The sequence below is a fragment of the Bacillus marasmi genome, assembly GCF_902168435.1.
In the GTDB taxonomy this organism is placed as follows: Bacteria; Bacillota; Bacilli; order Bacillales; family Cytobacillaceae; genus Bacillus_BU; species Bacillus_BU marasmi.
Genome location: NZ_LR656172.1, coordinates 105166 through 123914 on the forward strand (window position 1 = coordinate 105166; position 18749 = coordinate 123914).

Annotated in this window: 19 protein-coding genes; 15 read left to right on the plus strand and 4 right to left on the minus strand. The window is 34.5% G+C overall.

The genetic code is table 11. The features are described 5' to 3' along the window. Positions 1 to 3: 3 nt before the first annotated feature. The 11 genes from FXW34_RS23395 to FXW34_RS13370 all read left to right on the plus strand — a co-directional run bounded on the left by FXW34_RS23395 (position 4) and on the right by FXW34_RS13370 (position 10994). The gene (locus FXW34_RS23395) at positions 4 to 558 is read left to right on the plus strand and encodes a hypothetical protein (protein ID WP_246141050.1); all 555 of its coding nucleotides are present in this window, start codon (positions 4 to 6) and stop codon (positions 556 to 558) included. An 8-nt stretch (positions 559 to 566) separates the two neighbouring features. Continuing rightward, the gene (locus FXW34_RS13325; protein WP_147534502.1) at positions 567 to 2357 is read left to right on the plus strand and encodes a hypothetical protein; all 1791 of its coding nucleotides are present in this window, start codon (positions 567 to 569) and stop codon (positions 2355 to 2357) included. A gap of 363 nt (positions 2358 to 2720) precedes the next feature. Beyond that, complete coding sequence (locus tag FXW34_RS13330; RefSeq protein ID WP_147534503.1) at positions 2721 to 3833, plus strand: AAA family ATPase; 1113 nt, start codon at positions 2721 to 2723, stop codon at positions 3831 to 3833. Continuing rightward, positions 3826 to 6111: a S8 family peptidase gene (locus tag FXW34_RS13335; RefSeq protein ID WP_187118950.1), complete on the plus strand. Its 2286-nt coding sequence runs from the start codon at positions 3826 to 3828 to the stop codon at positions 6109 to 6111. The genes FXW34_RS13330 and FXW34_RS13335 overlap by 8 nt, the downstream gene beginning before the upstream one ends. Positions 6112 to 6340: 229 nt before the next feature. Then, positions 6341 to 6727 (plus strand): hypothetical protein, encoded by a 387-nt coding sequence (locus FXW34_RS13340; RefSeq protein WP_147534504.1) that lies wholly within the window; start codon positions 6341 to 6343, stop codon positions 6725 to 6727. Positions 6728 to 6738: 11 nt separating this feature from the next. Continuing rightward, a complete protein-coding gene (locus FXW34_RS13345) occupies positions 6739 to 7497 on the plus strand; it encodes a hypothetical protein (protein ID WP_147534505.1) in 759 nt (252 codons plus the stop codon). A 33-nt stretch (positions 7498 to 7530) separates the two neighbouring features. Next, entirely contained in the window at positions 7531 to 7872 is a 342-nt protein-coding gene (locus tag FXW34_RS13350) for a hypothetical protein (protein ID WP_147534506.1), read from the plus strand. Positions 7873 to 7903: 31 nt separating this feature from the next. Beyond that, positions 7904 to 8608 carry a hypothetical protein gene (locus FXW34_RS13355; protein WP_147534507.1) on the plus strand — a complete coding sequence of 235 codons (705 nt, stop codon included), beginning with the start codon at positions 7904 to 7906 and terminating at the stop codon, positions 8606 to 8608. Between the two features lie 248 nt (positions 8609 to 8856). Further along, positions 8857 to 9423, plus strand: coding sequence for an ATP-binding protein (locus FXW34_RS13360; RefSeq protein ID WP_246141051.1), 567 nt, complete (start codon positions 8857 to 8859; stop codon positions 9421 to 9423). Positions 9424 to 10170: 747 nt separating this feature from the next. Further along, positions 10171 to 10767, plus strand: coding sequence for a type IV toxin-antitoxin system AbiEi family antitoxin domain-containing protein (locus FXW34_RS13365; RefSeq protein WP_147534509.1), 597 nt, complete (start codon positions 10171 to 10173; stop codon positions 10765 to 10767). Further along, entirely contained in the window at positions 10767 to 10994 is a 228-nt protein-coding gene (locus tag FXW34_RS13370) for a nucleotidyl transferase AbiEii/AbiGii toxin family protein (protein ID WP_147534510.1), read from the plus strand. The genes FXW34_RS13365 and FXW34_RS13370 overlap by 1 nt, the downstream gene beginning before the upstream one ends. Before the next feature lie 30 nt (positions 10995 to 11024). Here the strand turns inward: FXW34_RS13370 and FXW34_RS13375 are convergent, their stop codons facing one another. Then, positions 11025 to 11438: a toxin-antitoxin system TumE family protein gene (locus tag FXW34_RS13375; RefSeq protein ID WP_147534511.1), complete on the minus strand. Its 414-nt coding sequence runs from the start codon at positions 11436 to 11438 to the stop codon at positions 11025 to 11027. Positions 11439 to 11466: 28 nt separating this feature from the next. After that, positions 11467 to 12228 (minus strand): hypothetical protein, encoded by a 762-nt coding sequence (locus FXW34_RS13380; RefSeq protein ID WP_147534512.1) that lies wholly within the window; start codon positions 12226 to 12228, stop codon positions 11467 to 11469. A 450-nt stretch (positions 12229 to 12678) separates the two neighbouring features. Between FXW34_RS13380 and FXW34_RS13385 the strand changes: the two genes are divergently transcribed. Together FXW34_RS13385 and FXW34_RS13390 are read left to right on the plus strand one after the other, a co-directional pair. Continuing rightward, the gene (locus tag FXW34_RS13385; protein WP_147534513.1) at positions 12679 to 13218 is read left to right on the plus strand and encodes a GNAT family N-acetyltransferase; all 540 of its coding nucleotides are present in this window, start codon (positions 12679 to 12681) and stop codon (positions 13216 to 13218) included. A gap of 659 nt (positions 13219 to 13877) precedes the next feature. Beyond that, on the plus strand, positions 13878 to 14420 hold the full coding sequence (locus tag FXW34_RS13390) for a restriction endonuclease (RefSeq protein WP_147534514.1): 543 nt from the start codon (positions 13878 to 13880) through the stop codon (positions 14418 to 14420). A gap of 257 nt (positions 14421 to 14677) precedes the next feature. Here the strand turns inward: FXW34_RS13390 and FXW34_RS13395 are convergent, their stop codons facing one another. Continuing rightward, positions 14678 to 15124 (minus strand): hypothetical protein, encoded by a 447-nt coding sequence (locus tag FXW34_RS13395; RefSeq protein ID WP_147534515.1) that lies wholly within the window; start codon positions 15122 to 15124, stop codon positions 14678 to 14680. Between the two features lie 86 nt (positions 15125 to 15210). Continuing rightward, the gene (locus FXW34_RS13400) at positions 15211 to 15705 is read right to left on the minus strand and encodes a sigma-70 family RNA polymerase sigma factor (protein WP_147534516.1); all 495 of its coding nucleotides are present in this window, start codon (positions 15703 to 15705) and stop codon (positions 15211 to 15213) included. Between the two features lie 676 nt (positions 15706 to 16381). On the opposite strand from FXW34_RS13400, the gene FXW34_RS13405 reads away from it, so the two are divergent. Next, on the plus strand, positions 16382 to 17623 hold the full coding sequence (locus tag FXW34_RS13405) for a Fic family protein (RefSeq protein ID WP_147534517.1): 1242 nt from the start codon (positions 16382 to 16384) through the stop codon (positions 17621 to 17623). Between the two features lie 526 nt (positions 17624 to 18149). Beyond that, complete coding sequence (locus FXW34_RS13410) at positions 18150 to 18746, plus strand: Crp/Fnr family transcriptional regulator (RefSeq protein WP_187118951.1); 597 nt, start codon at positions 18150 to 18152, stop codon at positions 18744 to 18746. The last annotated feature ends 3 nt before the right edge of the window (positions 18747 to 18749 follow it).

The following is an 18749-nucleotide window of genomic DNA, read 5'->3' on the forward strand; positions in this document are numbered from 1 at the left end:
TTAATGGAGTTTTTACGGGTAAATGGTGCGGAAAGCAACCTTAATAAGAATCAAAAAATCATACTAGTAGCTTCCGATTATGATGAGCAAACTTTATCGGCGGTTGCCTGGTTAAACAGTAATAATGTTGATATCACCTGTTTTAAAATGATTCCTTACAAGATACAGGATGAAGTGTACATAAATATTGAAAAGATTTTGCCAGTTAATACATATAAAGATTACTACGTTAATTTCTTAGACAGCCCGATAAAAGGCAGCTCACAGAAAAAAGGCTTCACACGGAGAACACTGCCTAAAATTAATGAAATGCTCGAATGGGGCGTTGTTAAAGCTGGGGATATAATTGTTGCAAAAGGCCGGGATGATGAAGGCACCCTTTTGCCTAATGGGAACGTAGAGGTTAATGGCGAAGAAATCTCTATGCAGAAATGGTTAAAAGAGCTGTTTGGCTGGAACAGCATCCAAACCTATGTGTTTGCTGTTCATAAGGAGACGGGGAAGACGCTTTCTCAGATACGGGAAGAATATATGGAAAAGGAACAGGAAGAGGTGTAATCTAAACTTTGGAAAAAGAAGAGTTCCAGATGATAAGTGAGTTTATCATTTACAAATATAATGAGGCTGCAAGTTTAGAGGCTTTATTAATCAATTCGTATATTGATTTGGGTAAATATTCCGTTGATTTGTTGTTGGATAATATAAGTGGAATTACAATAAATCATCTAAAGGAATATGCGAGTAAAATCTTAAGAGAAAATTTGCATATAAAAACTGATGAAGATTTCTATAGTAAGTTCTGTAGGGATATAATAAGATTTAGCGATTTACCGAAAAATACACATAGAAAATTACTCCTCGAGTATGAAAGTACTAAAGAAAAGATTAACAAAATAATATCTACTATTGATAACAGGATAAACACTATTCAAGGAGATATGTTGCAATTAGAAAATGAAAAGGCTGATATTGTTAATAGGAATAATCTTAACAATGATATTATGAAAAATTTAGCAGCATATGAAAATGAGCTATTAAATAATATCAGAAAATCGAAGGAATTATATGCTGAAAAGGAAACACTGGAGTATTCAAGGGATTTTCTAATAAGAGAACTTGATGTGTTTGCTGATGAAACAAATGAATATGAGATCAAACATAGATTGAAGAAATATGCTTTTGATATATCACGTCGGGATGACAGCTTGATTACAGCTGAAATGAAATTTGCTTATTACAATGATGTATTAGATATTACGGAAAGTAATATAAAAAATGTTTTGGTTCCTTTTTTTAAGGTGAAAGTCTATAAAGAGATAGAGGATGTACGTCGATATGGATACAAGGAATCTTATTTATCTTCTAAAGACGAATGGCTTAGAAAGTGCGAGGAAAAGATTAAGTCAATTCCAAAACCGGATGAACTAATAAATTTGAAGCAAAATAATAATGAGCTATATAGAAAAAGACTTCAGGCATTCATAAAAGAAAATAACGTAGTTGAATTCATTAAAACTGAACTTAAACGTAGTTATTGTGTCCGAGAACGGAAAGGCATACTATTGAAAGTTTTGGACTTTTTCCAGGAAGAAGACTATATCATTTTTAATAATATCGCACCCGTTCAAATTGAAGGTCTTTTTAGCGATTTTCTTATGGATGCAACTATGACCCAAAGGTTTAAGGATTTGAGGGTATTTGAAAACGCTGTTCTTAGGGAGAAAATACAGTACTTAGAAAATCTAGACACAGGCATTTATCCGGAAGCGGTTTTACATTTCAAATACTACTATAATCATTTCATAAGAAATCCTATTGCTCACGGGGATTATCATAAAAACATCTCTAGTGAATATGAAGAAGTATTTGCATTAGAATTATTATTGGACCTAAACTTTTTGGTATATATGATTTCTCGACAAGCGGAGAGTAATAAAATTATTGAATTTATAACTGGTTTTTACCACTCTAAAGAAAAACCAGAAGCAAGGTATAGGGTGTTGCTTTCTGAGCTGAATGCTGGTCGACTACATTCAAGTTTTGATAGTGTGTACACACCCGACCCATTGAAGTCGGTATATTGGATAACAAATAAATTTTTTGACGAAATTTATGTTAATGCAGGAATAGTTGATGAAGTCGCGGTTATTAGAAAAGATTTATGTTCTGTTGGATTTTGGACTTATGTAGAAGAATATTTGAATGCTTATGGGACAAAGAATATTCATGAAGTGACCATCGACGTGAATTTCATTTATAGAGTGAAATCATTATTTTCCTACATTAGGGAAAATAATTTAGATGCGTTGACCGTATTAGCAAGTGTTCACGATAGACTAAAAAGTATGGAAATTTAGACTCATACAATGTTACATTGCCTTCTTATCAAGTGTATATAATGATGTGCAGTAATCTTACGGAAAGTCGCATAAGGGTGTACACATTTGTTTTAATAATCTTTGTTTCGGGAATAACGTGGACATCCTCTGGCAACAAAATGCCAACTTCAAAAAACAATTTTATGAGCCTTATTTCTCGCATTGGAGAAGTGGGGCTCATTTTTTGTTGCTAAATTGGGTAATATTATTGTTAATTCTAAAATATAGGTGTATTATAAAGTAAATAATACAAATTATATAATACACTTGATTGATTTAACTTGTTAATATCAGCGTTTCACAAGTGTATTATAAAAGTTGTTAACGAGGTGTTATAGTACAATGAGTTTAGAGAAATTACTACCTTCACTAATTAGAGCATCGTTAGATGAGGATTATAGAACTGTAAGATCTATTGCTATGAGGTTAATTCGGAGAATTAAGGATACTCATCCTAGTATTGCAAACGAAATTGCAGAAGCTTTATCGCAGCATGGAGTCGGTGCCAGCGCAAAAAGATCTGTAGGAATTAGTGATTCGCCAGTTGATACGGAGACGCTTTTTTCTTTAGCGACTGTCGACGAACCGTTAGAGGTTGCCAGACCGATTTTTTCGGATAAGGTTAATGAATTAATCGATACATTTATTCAAGAAAGAAGAGAATCTAAGAAACTTATGAGTGTGGGGCTTAATCCACCAAGTTCATTATTATTATATGGGCTTCCTGGAGTTGGGAAAACGGAACTTGCAAAGTATCTATCAGGGGTGTTCGGTCTGAATCTTATAGTCCTTGATCTTTCTAGCACAATTTCTAGCTATCTTGGAAAAACGGGGCAGAACTTAAAAAAAGTGTTAGATTATGCGAAGTCAGGCCCTTCAATATTGCTTTTGGATGAATTTGATGCCGTAGCTAAAAGAAGAGATGATATGTCTGATCTAGGGGAATTAAAAAGAATTGTAAATGTACTATTAAAGGAACTAGAGGATTGGCCAAATCACACAATTATCATTGCTGCAACCAATCATCCTGATCTATTAGATAGTGCAATTTGGAGAAGATTTGATAGGGCGATTGAAATTGGATTACCTGATAAAGACGAAAGAATAAAGATATTGATGAATGAACTAATAAGCGTAAAAATGAGTAAAGATTTAACAAGCATTATTCATGTAATTGGTGAAATGGCTAAAGGTTTATCTGGTGCTGATATTTGTAAGTTAGTGGAAAGGGCAAAAAGGAAGTCTGTTCTTTCTGAAATAAGTCTTGAAGATGCTTTACTTAGGGAATTACCGGATTTTATAAAAGGAGATACTGTTGAATTTAACAAACAGTTCTGTAAATTGGCGAAAGAAAAATTAGATGTTTCTATTAGGACTTTAGCTACTTGGTTAGGTAAAAGCCCTTCAACTATACAGTACTATCTAAAAGAAAAAGGAGGAAACTTAGATGACTGATAAATTTAGGCCTATTTTAGGTAGAGGAGAGAACTATATTTTCCCGGATCAAAACAGACCAGGTGCCCCTGTTACAGACAGAAGACCATCTTATGAAGATGCAAGAGGAAGATTGCTCAGTCAAATTCATACTGTGAAAGATCAAGTTAAAGAAATACCTGCCGAAAACAGACTGGATGAAGTTATATTTAACATGAAAATGGCTCTGGGTTATACAGCAAAATCATATCATCCGAATAATTTAATAAAACAATCAGGAATAAAAGATGTTGGTTCTAAAAAGTGGCAGGTAAAAGAAGTGAATAATGGAAAAGAGACAATAAAGCAAGGGAAAAGTATATTCCTGAGAATGTCAGAGGATGAACTGGTATATCTAGAGCGTCTGCTTAATCAAAAGTCTTCTGATTTACCTAAAGGCTTTATTGATGATATTAGAACAGTTGAGGAATTTTATATTGGTGATAACGATTATCTTCTAGATATTTTTAATCAAGACTGGAATGGTGGTCGTGTCGAATTTGTATTACATCCTTTCGGTAACTTGGAAGATGTAGCGGAAGAAAGATTTATGAATCTGCTTAATAAATATGGAGGCAACCCTAATAAGGCTAAGGTTCGCAGCTACTCGCCTGGACCAACGTTCATTAGTGCGTATGTTGAAAGGGAAACATTGGAGCACTTAGTGAATTTTAATCCAATTCGAACTGTGCATCCAATGGTTTTTAGAGGAGTTCCAGAAATCAGAGGTTCTCTGACTAATTTAGCCTTGCCTAAACCTCCGCTTGAAAATACAAAATCATCAATTACAGTGGGAGTATTTGATGGGGGATTAAAAGAAGATTCACCTTATTTTAGTGATTTCTCTAAAGAAAATAATCCTATTGAAACAGAAGAAATACCTGATTTTATTCAACATGGAACCGGAGTGGTAGGCACAATCCTTTATGGTGACCTAAAGGAGTACGGGAAAGAAGATACGCTTGAAACCCCGTTTGTAAATGTGGAAAGCTTCCGTGTACTTCCTCCATCTGATCCAAATGACATAGACTTATATGAGGTTATAGATGTTATTGAAGATGTTGTGCCCAAAAGAACAGATATAAAAATATATAATTTATCAATAGGTCCATATGGTCCGATAGAAGATGACTATATTTCAAGATTCACTTATGTTATCGATAGCCTATCACAAAATGGGGAGAGGCTTTTTACGGTAGCTGTAGGAAACGATGGTGATATGGAAGATGATGATAGTAGAAGAATTCAATCTCCTTCAGACACGGTAAATGGCCTGGGTATTGGTGCGTATACATTTGATCAAGAACAAAAGATAATTAGAGCCCCATATAGTTGTATTGGTGAGGGAAGAGAAGGAGCGAAGGTAAAGCCCGATATTGTAGAATTTGGTGGCTGTGAAAGAAACCCATTTCATTTAGTAGGGTTAGATGGAAAGTCGCGATTTTTTGCTAGTGGTACAAGCTTTGCTGCACCGCTGGTAGCAAGAAAAGCAGCAGAGATTATGGGGAGATGTAATTTAGTTGATCCTCTAGTGGCTAAAGCGTTAATTATTAATAGTTCAATGCATCCTGAAATGCAATTCGACAGGTATTTAGGTTATGGTGCAACCCCAGCAAAAGTAGAAGAAATTTTAGGTTGTGATACAAATAGAGTTACAGTTTTATATAAACAGAGGATATTGCCTAAAAAATATGCTCGGTTAGAAATACCGGTCGTAAAGGATCTTGATTATAACGGTAAGGTGAATATCTATTGGACTATTGCTATCGCTGCAAAGCCTAACCCTTTAAATACAGAGGATTACACAACAAGTGGGATAGAGGAATACTTTTATCCTAATGTAAATGATTATAAGTTCACATCTCCTGATAATAAGCATAATTACAAGAGGAATTTACTTACTCAGGAAGATGAGGTACAGGAATTATTGAATCAAAACTGGAAACAAAGCAGGTTTCCTGTTACAAAGTCAGGAACTATGTATTTGAATGAACAAGAAAGAAGAGCGGAATTTAAATGGGATACCATTGTGAAAAAGGGTGTTTCCGTACAATACAAAAATTTAGATTCTCCATTCTTAGTTTTACATGCCATGGATAGAAATATTGAGGAACACCTTTCCGACTTTTTCAATTATGCCGTTGTTGTTACTGTAGAGTACGAGAAGTATCAAGGCGATGCATATCAAAGCACAGTTTCACAGTTCAATAAATTAGAGATGGCCCAAGTTAAAAATAGAAATGAATTATTTGTCAAATAAACTAGAATAGGGCTTAGTTCAAAAATAGTTAGTCTCTGCTCATCGCCAAAACTGGTGGTGGGCTTTTTGTTTATACTTCAGATGAGTATTAGCCTAATAAAAGTAGTATAAGTAATAATTTTAAGAATCCGGTTGACTGACATTATCAAAGTATAAGATAATAAAATAAAAATTACAGAAAATAATCTTTTGTATAATATATAAAATAATCTTTAAAGGGAGATATGTAATGAGCTCGATTCAAAAATATGTCGAAGAACGAATAGCGATGTTAGAAATAGAAAAGATTCCAAAACCAGTGAAGTTTTCCGTTTCTATCGAAAATGAAACAAATTTTCGTTTGCAGTACCTTGCAAAACAATTAGAAACTAGTAGAGCAAATTTAGCTGCTGATTTCATCCAACTAGCTATTGTAGAGGCTGAAAAGACACTTGGAATTAATCCGTTTGACTTTGAAAGTGAATATGGAAAAGCCTATCTAGAAAATTGTGGAGGACATTTCCATCATGATGAAACAGGGCTATACCGAATAAATGCAAACGGTGAAAAAGAAAAAGTAACAGATCTAAATAATGAGGGAGAAGTTGATTACAGTTCAACCTCAGATAAGAAATGAGGCATTAGATTATGAACTTGATAGAGCTAGAAAAAGTTGAAGAAGCACTACGTAGTGATAAGATAACGTTTGCCGAAGCTGGGGAAAAAATTTATGGGTCAACTACTAAACCATGGCAAACTGAGCATTGGAAGAAAAAGCGAAATGAACTTATTAAAGACTCTTGTGAACAATGCGGCAGCACAAAACCGCAAATGGTTTTACAGCATATGTGGCACCCATCGTCATACAGGACTCATGTAAGAATTGCCTATGAATCCTTTTTAGAAGACGAAAAACTAAATAACTCCCTTCCTGATGTGAAGGATGAAGAGGTTCAAATATATCTGGACCAATTCACGGATACAAAAGAGTCGTGTCCATCTTGCGGAGTGAGAAGTATAAGCAAACGAAAAACGATGAAACCCACTTATCGTTGTGCCAAATGTTATCACGAATTTGATGAACCTAAGATGGTTCCCTATCATCCAAAACTGGGTGTTGCTCCTTCATTTAATGACTTAAAACGAGGAATGGCAAATAGAAGATTGCAAGATTACATTTGGGACACATATGGAGATAAGATTAGAAAAAAAGCCATCTTACAAGGGATAGAAGAACATAAGCGTTATATTTCACTGGAAGATACAAAAACATTCTGTAAGCGGTGTGCCTTTTTATGGGACAGGAAACGAAAGAAAGTTTGTGATGTTTGCAAAGATACTCTTATTCCAATTCAAATGCATGCTTGTTACAAATGCCAAAAAGATGGACATCCTGGAGTTTTATAGTAAAAGAATAAATTTGAAAAGGTGATTTTATTAATGAATACAGTTAAAATCAGCGAATACTCAGCTCAAGAAAATGATCTGGAAACAGAAATTACTATTTCTGGTAAGTCAGAAGATGATACTGAACTTATTATTCAAGGTATAAAAAAATTAATGTCTCATATTGATGTGAAGCATGCATGTAATGAAGACCATGAAAAGTTTAATCACTATATTGAAACCTTATTATTATCTGTAGCTGATATAGTCGGTTATGAACATTATTATTGGGAGCAAGTTCCTGATTCAGAGAAGAAGTACAATGAGTTTGATGAGCTTGAGGTGTCGCGAGAAGAAAAAATCAAGCTATTAAAAATCATGGTTGAAAATCTGTAATACATAACATTATTTTAAGGAGTGAATTATCGTGTCTAATGCTTTGACAAGAGAAGAGCTAAATGAGCATCCAATGTTTTTCGTTGAAACAACAAAACAAGAAGTATTTAAGATTGAGAGAAAAGAAAATGGTTATATGATGACAGATATAACTCCACCAATTTTGGAAAAAGAGATTAGTGACTTCTGTAGTGTGCAGTTGCCGAAAAAAGCATTAGATAATCTTAAAGATAACCCATACTATGACTTTATGAAAGTTCGCGGGTTCAAGACGTTTGAAGGCATTGCGAAAAAAGGTTTGTTTGGCTTTTCTGGATCTGATGATAGAGGTATGACGGTTACAAAGGGAACGATCGATAAGCTTTATTATAAACAAAACTTTGGTAACCTTATTTTAAATATTCACCACTTTGAATTTCCGGGAAAGAAGGTAGACTTGCCTAAGTTAGTAAAAAGTCATTTTGTAATTGAGACGGAAGATGACTCATACACATTCGAGAAAAGAGATGATAATTTTTATTATAACGATCAAAAACTAATTGCTGTATTTTCTATTGTCAATAAGATAAAAGATATATCAATAGAAAACATATTGGCTCAAAATATTGAGGGTGAGTTTGATGTCTCTTCAGATTTATTGTACTTAAACCGTCCTTTTATTCTTGTAACTGAAAATAACGGTAAAGCGAATGTTAGCTTTCGAAATACTCCTATTGTTAAAGCTTATCAGTTATAAAAAAGTGATTATAAATTTACTTAGCATATATAATAGAAGAAATTCGTCTAAGTTAGCTCATTGCCATTAATGGTAGTGGGCTTTTTTGTTCGCCTTCATTTATAAATACATCTAACACACATACTATCTATTCTTACAAAAACATCATTATATAAAGATAAAAAAGGTGAATTAGATACAATATATAGTGTTTTCGGATAGATATAATTCTATATTTAGTTTTCTTATCTAACTAGTATCATGGGGTGTTGTTCCTTGATGAAATCGCAGAATTCCCGAAGAAAACGCTTGATATGTTAAGACAACCGCTTGAATCAGGAGTGGTCACAATTAGTAGGGCTCAATCAACGGTTAGGTATCCTTCCTCATTTATGCTCATTGCCGCAATGAACCCCTGCCCATGTGGATATCATGATTCAAATACTCGTTATTGCACCTGCACCCCAAAACAAATTCAATCCTATCAAAATAAAGTCTCAGGGCCAATCGTTGACCGATTTGATATACTGCTTCATTTAAAACCTGTGAATCTTAGTCAATCATCAAAAGAACAAATCGGTTCTGATTTTATCCGAAAAAAGGTGGAGCAGGCACGTCAAATCCAATACCGACGCTATCAACAGCAAGTGACAAACGCCAAGGTTCCTTTTGAAAAATTGTCGGCACTCTGTCCAATGAAAGAACATCAATTAAACATGATTCGTCAAATCGCATCAAAGCATCAATGGAGTAACCGAGAAACAGGGGGACGGTTCCGTCGTTTCCCTAATTTATTCCATTATTTATTTTTTCAAATATCCACCAAACATAAGTAGTAATATAAGCAGAAAACACGGGGACGGTTCCACTGTTTACCTAATTTCTTCCATTGTTTATTTCTTCAAATATCCACCAAGCATAAATAGGAATATCAGCATACATATATATGGACAAAGGGTTAATTGTCCCACCATTTTTGTGTGCCAGGCATGTTCACTAACTAGGCAGTGAAAGTCCGCTATGGACGTTGGGATATTCGATCCATTAGCCGAAGGCAAGGTGTCCGTGGTGACGCTGAATCTGAAGGAAGCCCTAGGCAAATCCTCGGTCTGAGGTACACGAACCACATTCGAGGTTGTCATTTCAGGACGAGTTTATTTCTCCCATTCCTGGGGTGTTTGGTGGTATACCTATTCATATGATTGAAATAGAACAATTCATATGTTGAAGTCAGGTAAATAAATATTCTTGCGAGGAATTTCTGTTTAGGATTCTGATGATGGGTAAACAAATGATATCGTAAAAGTCGGGAAGAGAATAATCCTCATATTAAAAAGGCTAGGCTGAGAGTATTAACTCTACGTCCTGGCTACTTTTTTGGGGAAAATTAATCGATAAATATGCACACGTTGAGCAGTTTGTATAATACTGGGTGATATACTGGTAATGAATAGAGAAACGGTAGAACCGTCCCCCTGTTTCGCCATTTCAGGTTTGGAAACACTTAAAAATTTTTCTAATTAACGTTAAAATTGCACTAAAATATCCGCTTTTAAATTTACAAGCGGACATTGAGGTGTTTTATGGATAAATTTTCTGCTGTTAAAAAGAAATTTGAAAAGTATGGTGGTATTTTGAAGACCTCTGAACTCAACCAATGTGGATTAACGAGCAGACAAATTAATGATCTACTTGCTGAAGGGTTGATTACCAAAATTAAACGTGGTTTTTATGAACTTACGGATTATATGGTCAGGGAGGAAGTTGTGATTGCTCGATTGTTTCCAGAGTCAGTAATTTTCTTAGAAAGTGCCCTGATGCAATATGATTATACGGACCGTATCCCTCAAATGTGGCAAATAGCAGTAGATAAACATACATCAAAATCCAAATTTAATATTGATTATCCATTTATTCAGCCGTTTTACATCAAGAGTGAATATGTAAATATTGGGATTGATTATTTGGTTGTGGATAATGTTCGTGTGAATATTTATAACCGGGACAGAACGATTTGTGATGTGTTGCGTTACGAGAAAAAACTTGAAAAGGAAGTATTTAACAAAGCGATACAAAGGTATGTGCAAGATGATCGAAAAAACATAAGAAAGCTATATGAATACGGGAAAATAATGAATATTGAGAAAAAAATTCAAACTTATATCGGAGTGTGGCTGTAATGGCAGACCGTTCAGCATCTGTAATAGCTAAACTAAAAAATAAATCGAAAGAGCAGGGTGTTCCATTACAACAGTTATTAAATTTATTCTGTCAGGAAGAGTTTATAAGAAGACTGGCCCGCTCCAATTATAAAGAACAGCTGATTTTAAAAGGTGGATTCCTCTTATATACTATTAGTCAGTTTACTACGAGACCAACTGTAGATGCCGATTATTATTTACTTTAAACACGTCTACTTGGTCTGGTATGACAGTTCTTACTTTCCCGTATAGGCTTTTACATACGCATGGCTTTTAATAAAGTACAAAACATTGTATAAGCATTTATACTGTGTGTCTGGTTCACGCTTGCGGGCTTCTTTGTCATTTCCATCAATTTTTACATGTAGATGAAAGGGATCAAACTGTTTTACAGCTGCTGGAGCTTCCTCAGGATGATAATGAGCATGAAATTTCATTAATATACTTGAACTATCTTCCCAATCGTAATGGTATTCTATTATCTCACCGGAAGCATTATCGATATATTCAACGCAATAAAGAGGGGGGATTTCTAAGTGCAGTTTAAATTTAATGCGTTTCGCTTGTACTGATACATTGGGCCCATGATGTATTAGTGCTCTCTTACTGGGGATAGGTGTGACCTCGTCAATAATATCTTTGTAGTCCAATGCCTCAAGTTTTCGAAAATTTGTCCTTTTAATCCCGAGAGTCTTCACTACGAATCCTTTGTAAGAAGAAAGACCACATAGCAGCATCTGCTTCTTCTTGTGCAGAGAGTTGATCCCAGTCTCTATCCCCAAAAACAGCCTGGAAATCTTCGCCGTTATATTTCTCTTTAAAGTGTTTTAAATATAACCGAATTTGCTCCTCCTCAGTAACAGTGTTTACACTTCTGGATTTTTCCCATTCTGCAACGTCATATTCGTAGGCTTGAATCACTTCTTTTACTTGGTAACGAGTACCAGACGGTGCATCGTACCAGGTTTCAGGGTGAATCTTTACCTTTTCATGTGAGTTTTTTCGAACTATTTTTTCCATTGTACCATCTGGTAACTCAATTAAGAATCTCCCCTCATGAATCCAATTGTTAATTGATGTAGTGCTTACACCGAAATATGTTGCTAACTGACCAGTGGTATAGCCTTTCACTAGTTCTTGTTTTGGTAACTTATACTTATATATTTTGTTTTTTCGAGGAGCGGATGCAACTTTTACCATACTGAGCAACAATTCTTCTAATGTACTCTTTGCAATGTCAATGTTGTCCAATAATGAAGCTTCAGATAATTTGTCATTAGATTTAAATTCATCTTGTACTAAGTTATGAATAGCTTTGATAAAAATGAGTCTAAATTGCTTGTCAGCAAAACTATCTGAGGCCCATTCTTCCAAATTCATATTATTTAACTTTTGAATTTTATCTTCAAAAATTCTTTGTTCAATTTCTGTAATAGCCATATTCAATTCACCTCACACCTCCAATATACCAAATACTACAAGCAACTACAAGTAACTGAAACTTACTCGCTATACTACAAGTATTATTCATTAATTAGGATTATATACCATGAAACAAGTGAAACAAGGAGAAACAAGGGGACGGTTCCAGTGTTTCCCTAAATAATTCCATTTCATGAAGAATGAAACGAGGGGTCACATCATTCAGTCGTTTCCTTAAAATCTACCCTTTCGTGGAGTGATTAAGGTAACTTTTTCGAAACAGGCAAACAATCATGGTGTTTTCGAAAAGCCGTTATGAGATATGCATAATAAATTAGCAAATAATGTGCAATAGAAGCATTTATGTTTATTCGAAAATAGAATTTATTCGTTCAGTTCGGTATTGTATATAAATAAATTTAGTGCTTATAAATATAAGAAAAACAGGTAGAAATGAGGGAGTTAAGTATGGATGAAGAATTATCATGGATTTCAGTAAATCACCATTTATCTGTTGATGATGAATTTGAATATATTGTGGGGTCCTCAACCATCTCATTAGATAGTGATGATGGAAATGATCTTAGTAGGAAAAAGATAGGGTACATTCGGTTTCATGTCTTCAATATGTTTTGTTTTGATGACTTAGATGAAATCATAGATACTGCTGATTCTATCTCAGGTGATGAATTATATCTCATTGAGACCTTTTTAGAAACCGGAAATATCATTTTAGGACAAGAAAAAGTTCTGTGTTTGGATGCAATAAAAGTTGATGACAAATATCGGTCAAAAGGTTATGGTATCACCGCGATAAAAGATTTAATCAGGTTCAGTCGTGTTTTAGGTATTGATTATATTATTTTAATACCAGCGCCTATTGAAGGTGAAACGTTTAACGAGCAACGGCAAGAAAAAGTTGAAAGATTGATACATTTCTATGAAAAATTGGATTTTGAATTATTTTCTCCAGGTGAGGGAGAGCCAATAATGTTTTTGTCGCTATAGTGAAACAAGAGGAAACAAGGGGACGGTTCCTTTGTTTCCCTAATATCTACCAATTTGCTGATTTCATGATCATTTCAAGTTTCAAACGGGGACATAGGGACAGGTTCACTGTCCCACCATATGAAAAAAGAAACGCAGCATCCTCTCACATGGCGGATGCTGCGTTTTCAGTTGAAAACAGTTTATTATCTGTTTTTTTACCAGTATATTATTTATTAATCAAACGATTGATTAATTTTTTCAAATGAAAGGTTCATTATTTAATTGAAGCTTAAGAAAGGGACTTGATTACCCTCTAAATGGGAATTATTAGGGAAACGGGAGAACCGTCCCATTGTTCCTAGTATAGAAACTTGGTAAGTGGGGGATACGAATGAAATCATCTAAATTCAGCGAATATTAATTAATGACCCTTATTAAATAGGCTAGACTAAGAGTTTTAACTCTATGTCCTAATCTCTTTTAATCGCTATTGAAATGCATATCGTTGAACTCTGGCAAGTAATCTGAAATTTACGTGAAAGTTTGCAGATATTAAACCTTTTATACATTTAATGGTGCAAAACTATTTTAAAGATTTTATTGAATATATAGACCATAAGTAATTTTTGATGGACAATAGAAATAGTTAATTATTGGAAAAAGGAGAATGAACTACTGTGTTTAATAATGCCACTTTAGATTTTATATTTTTTGTATCAATTCTTATTGTGCTTTTTACTTTTGCATGGGGGATTAATAATGAATTTTATAAACGAAAAAAATTAGAAATATTAGAAGCAAGGTTAAGTCAAGCAGGCATGTCAGATATTGATGTGATGAACGGTATCGAGTTTGAACAATTTTTATCAATACTTTTTAAAAAACTTGGTATTAAAGTACATAGAACCCAAGCATCCAATGACTTTGGTGCAGACCTAATACTTGAAGGAAAGGAACGGATTGTAGTTCAAGCCAAGAGATATAAAAAGAAAGTAGGCATTAAAGCTGTTCAAGAAATCAATTCAGCGAAAACTTACTATCAAGCACATGAGGCTTGGGTAATAACGAATAACTACTTTACAGCACCAGCTAAGGAACTAGCAGAATCGAATGGTGTAAAGCTGATTGATCGTAATGGATTAGCAGACTTAGTTCTAAGTTCAAAGGACTATACACAAGAGGTTTCTGGAAACAAGGGGGCGGCTCCACCGTTTTTCTAATGAAACATGGGACTGAAACAGGGGACGGTTCCGTTGTTTTCCTAATATCTACCACTTAGCTGATTTTATGATTATTTCAAGTTTCAAAGGGACATAGGTTCGGTTCACTGTCCCACCGTATGAAAAATGAAACGCAGCATCCTCTCAAATGGCGGATGCTGCGTTTTCAGTTGAAAACAGTTTATTATCTGTTTTTTTACCAGTATATATTATTTATTAATCAAACGATTGATTAATTTTTTGAAATGAAAGGTTCATTATTTATTGAAGGTTAACAAATGAACTGGATTACCCTCTAAATGGGAATTTTTAGGGAAACGGGAGAACCGTCCCCTTGTTCTATGGTTTAGTTCGATGATGTTATTAAATCCGTAGAGCTTGAAGGCATTCGGTTCGTTAAGTCTATGTGTTTCATAAACACTGATAATACCTAGTTTCACAGCCGTTTTTATCATACTATTGAAAGTTGATTTTTCGATGTAACCATGTCGGTGATGGTAAATAACGTAAAGTATTGTTTCAGCTGTTGAGATGCACACTCCAGGAATTACATTGGAAACTTCTATTAGCCATTGGAGAGCGGCTAGTTCATGTGGTGTAAACTCGTCCTTGTTTTCGCTAATCCACCATTCCGTGTATTTCATGAACTCATCATACGAATCAAAGTCGGATAAAAAACTGTCTAATTCTATCACATCTTCCATTTGGAGTCTCATTCCTTTCATATTTTTTATAAAAGAAGTATTGCTCAAGCTCTAAAAAGTCAGCTGTTCGCTTTGATTTCTGTTCACTATTCAAAATCCACCATTGAAATGCGATCCCTCAATTTTTCTCTTGCTTGTTTTCTCCAGTTTTTAACTGCAGACATTGAAACCTTTTCCTTTTTGGCAATTTCTTTTATTGATAAGCCCTCTCTGCAGGTGTAATGTACCCATATGCGCTCCTGGGCGGTTAAAGGCAAGCATAGATCAGCGAGATAACTAGAGACTGTTACTTCTTCTTTTTTAGGAGAAGCAAGGTTGCCCCAAAAAATGTCATCCGGAAAGTCTAAGCACTCTGAGGCTTTGTTCTGCTTGATCAATTCTGTTAAAAATAAACCTTTAATGTAAGTGTAAGCATAATTTAAGAAACTACCTTTCTCGCTGTTAAACCGCGAATGTGCCTCCCACAGACCGATTAAACCAATCTGAAAGAATTCTTCTTTATTTTTATAAATATGCAAAGATTTCATGATTTTATAAATCATCGGTGTATAGTTATCGACCAGTTCATCAAAACTTTCCATGATTAATCCCTTCAGGAAAGCGCGCTACCAATGTATTCCCGGGTAACTTAACCATAGCGATTTTGGGGGAAATTTTCGAAAACCGATTTTTCACTTTTTATGCAAAAAAATAACGTTTTCAATAAAAAATCACGCCAAAACCAACCGAAAAGGCCACTTTTTATCAACAAAAATGAAAAACAAACACAATTTCGCGGTGGGCGGTGCCTGTCACCGCCCGAATTTGAGAAACAAGGGGACGGTTCCTGCGTTTCCCTAAATACTTCCATTTCTTTGTGCGTTAGTAATTGTTATTGAACTTTTTCAGATTTGAAGTCGTGGATATGCTAATATTTACGAAGTATTTTAGTTTAGGAACGTGATGATTGCGCTAATGGTGGTATTGTCCTTTTGGTTTAAATCTTTTTTAATGATCCTAATTAATAAAGGCCAGGGCCAAGAGTTATTACTCTAGTCCTTGCCTCTTTTTTGTGGGTACACAAACATGTGCAGTTGAGCGGCTTTTCTAAGTTGAAGGGTAAATTGGTAATGTTTAGGGAAACGGGAGAACCGTCCCCATGTTTCCCATGTTTCCTGTTTTATTGGGAAAAATGAAGGGTTTTATGGTATAATTCACAATAATGTGTATCATAATTTTAAAAATAGCGTATTTTTTTAATTAAGGAGGGGATTATTTATGGATTATGATAAACTTTCGAAGGTTTTTTATAAGTATGATAGTAAGAAGCATCGTGATGAGTATGAAAAAAGGCTCAATAGTTATGGTGCCTATCATACAAATCTCCATGTTAATCCCTTCAGAAAAGGAAGAACGGAAAGTCATTCTGAATCATTATTTTTTGTCCATGTTGATAAATTAGCAAAGCTTTATGAAGAAGTTTTGATGAACAGTTGTAAAATTCAATTAGCGGTTAAAGAGCTGCCTCCATTTGCAGTAGAGCCTTACTTTCATAAACTTATTGTGAACGAGGCACAGAGTAATAATGAAATCGAGGGAGTTAGAAGTACGAAAGAAGAATTATCAAACGTATTAGATTCTATTCATGACTCTAAATCTTCAGCTAAGAAACGCTTTTTAGGGATGATGAAAACTTATAATTATATCGATAAGTTAGAGCCGATTCAGACAGTAGAAGATTTCAGAAAGCTATATGATGAATTGGTAGCGGATGAGATTCCTAAAAGGAAACAACCTGATGGGAATTATTTTAGAGCTAAAGGTGCCACGATTACTGACGGGTTTAAAATAACACATAGAGGTGTCGAACCTGAAGCAAAGATAAATGAGAAGTTAACTGATTTAATCAATTTCTTAAATGTATCTGAGATTCCGGATTTATATAAATATTTTATTGCACATTATTTCTATGAATATATCCATCCGTTTTATGATGGCAATGGCAGAACTGGAAGACTTTTGGTCTGTAGTTATGTTTCTAGAAAGCTAGAACGTTATTCAGCCATTACATTATCTTACGCGATTAATAATGATAAATTAAAATATTATAAGGCCTTGGAGAATGTCTCAGATCCCCTTAACAAGGGGGAACTAACATTTTATTTGATGGATATGTTAGAGATTTTAAGCTCAGGACAGAATACAATTATTGAGGATTTGCAACTAGGACTAGCGAAAGCTCAACGTATTAAGGAATATATTAAAAGTATTAATTGGGCAGTGAATGACAATTTATTAAAATTTGTTCTACATGTGCAGCTAGACATTACGGTTTTCGCTGGTGAAGATCGAATTTTATCAAACGCAGAGTTAGTGAAGGTTTCCGGTGAAAGCAGCCATAAAATAAACAAAGTAATGAATGAACTTGAAACCCGTAATGTTGTTTATTTAGTAAAAAGCCGCCCCAAAACATATGCAATCAATGACCAATTTATCGAAAACATATTCAAAAATGCTTAGAAACAAGGGGACGGTTCCGGTGTTTCCCTAATTTCTACCACTTAGCTAATATTATGAACATTTCAAGTTGAAAAAGCAGCATCCTCTCACATGTCGGATGCTGCTTTTTCAGTAGAAAACAGTTTAAAACTGTTTCTTCTTCTACCAAACTGTTATTTATTAATCAAACGTTTGATTTATTTTTCGAATGAGAGGTTCATCACCTTAATTGAAGCTTTAGAAATGGACTGGATTAACCAAAATGGGAATTATTAGGGAAACAGGAGAACCGTCCCGGTGTTTCTGTTGTTCCCACTAAAGGGAAAGGAGCCATACTGGGACGAGGGACCTGACCCTGTGGACCGTTCTAAAAGAAAACATAATATCGACGGATGCTAGAAATGTTATTATGATATAATACTTAAAAGTTTTCATAATATTCTTAGTGAAAAGGGTCGTGGCTAGAATGTTATCTTATGATGAAACCAATTTGATAAAAACTTACCTTCCCTTTTACTCACATTTAAATATCGAAGAGCAAGACATTTTGAAAAGATCAATGGCACGGAGAATTCTTTTAAAAGGAGAAAATCTTCAAAAACAACATAATGATTGTAATGGTCTTGTAGTCGTAGAGCACGGACGGATACGTGCCTATATTATGAGTGAAGATGGCCGTGAAGTCACTTTGTTTAGACTTGCTGATGGAGAAATTTGCTTGTTAACTGCATCTTGCTTGTTTCATAACCTAAATTTCGAAGTGAATTTTGAAGTTGAAAAGGATAGTGCTGTATTTTTCATTCCTTCACCTGATTTTGAAATCTTAAGTACGAATAATATTTATGTGAAAGAGTATATGCTAGATCAGATGGTGCTCAGGTTTTCAAATTCTATGTGGGTGATGGAACAAATCGTGTTTGGAGGACTATCCAAGCGGGTTGCTGGATTTATTTTAGAGCAAACCATTTTAGAAAATAGCAAGGTATTAACCATTACTCATGAAACAATCGCTAAAAATATCGGTTCCGCTCGTGAAGTAGTAAGTAGAATGCTGAAGCATATGGAAAACGATAAAATTGTTCAAACTTCAAGAGGAACGCTTGTTGTTGAGGATTTAAACAAATTAAGAGAGTTAGCACAGTAAAAA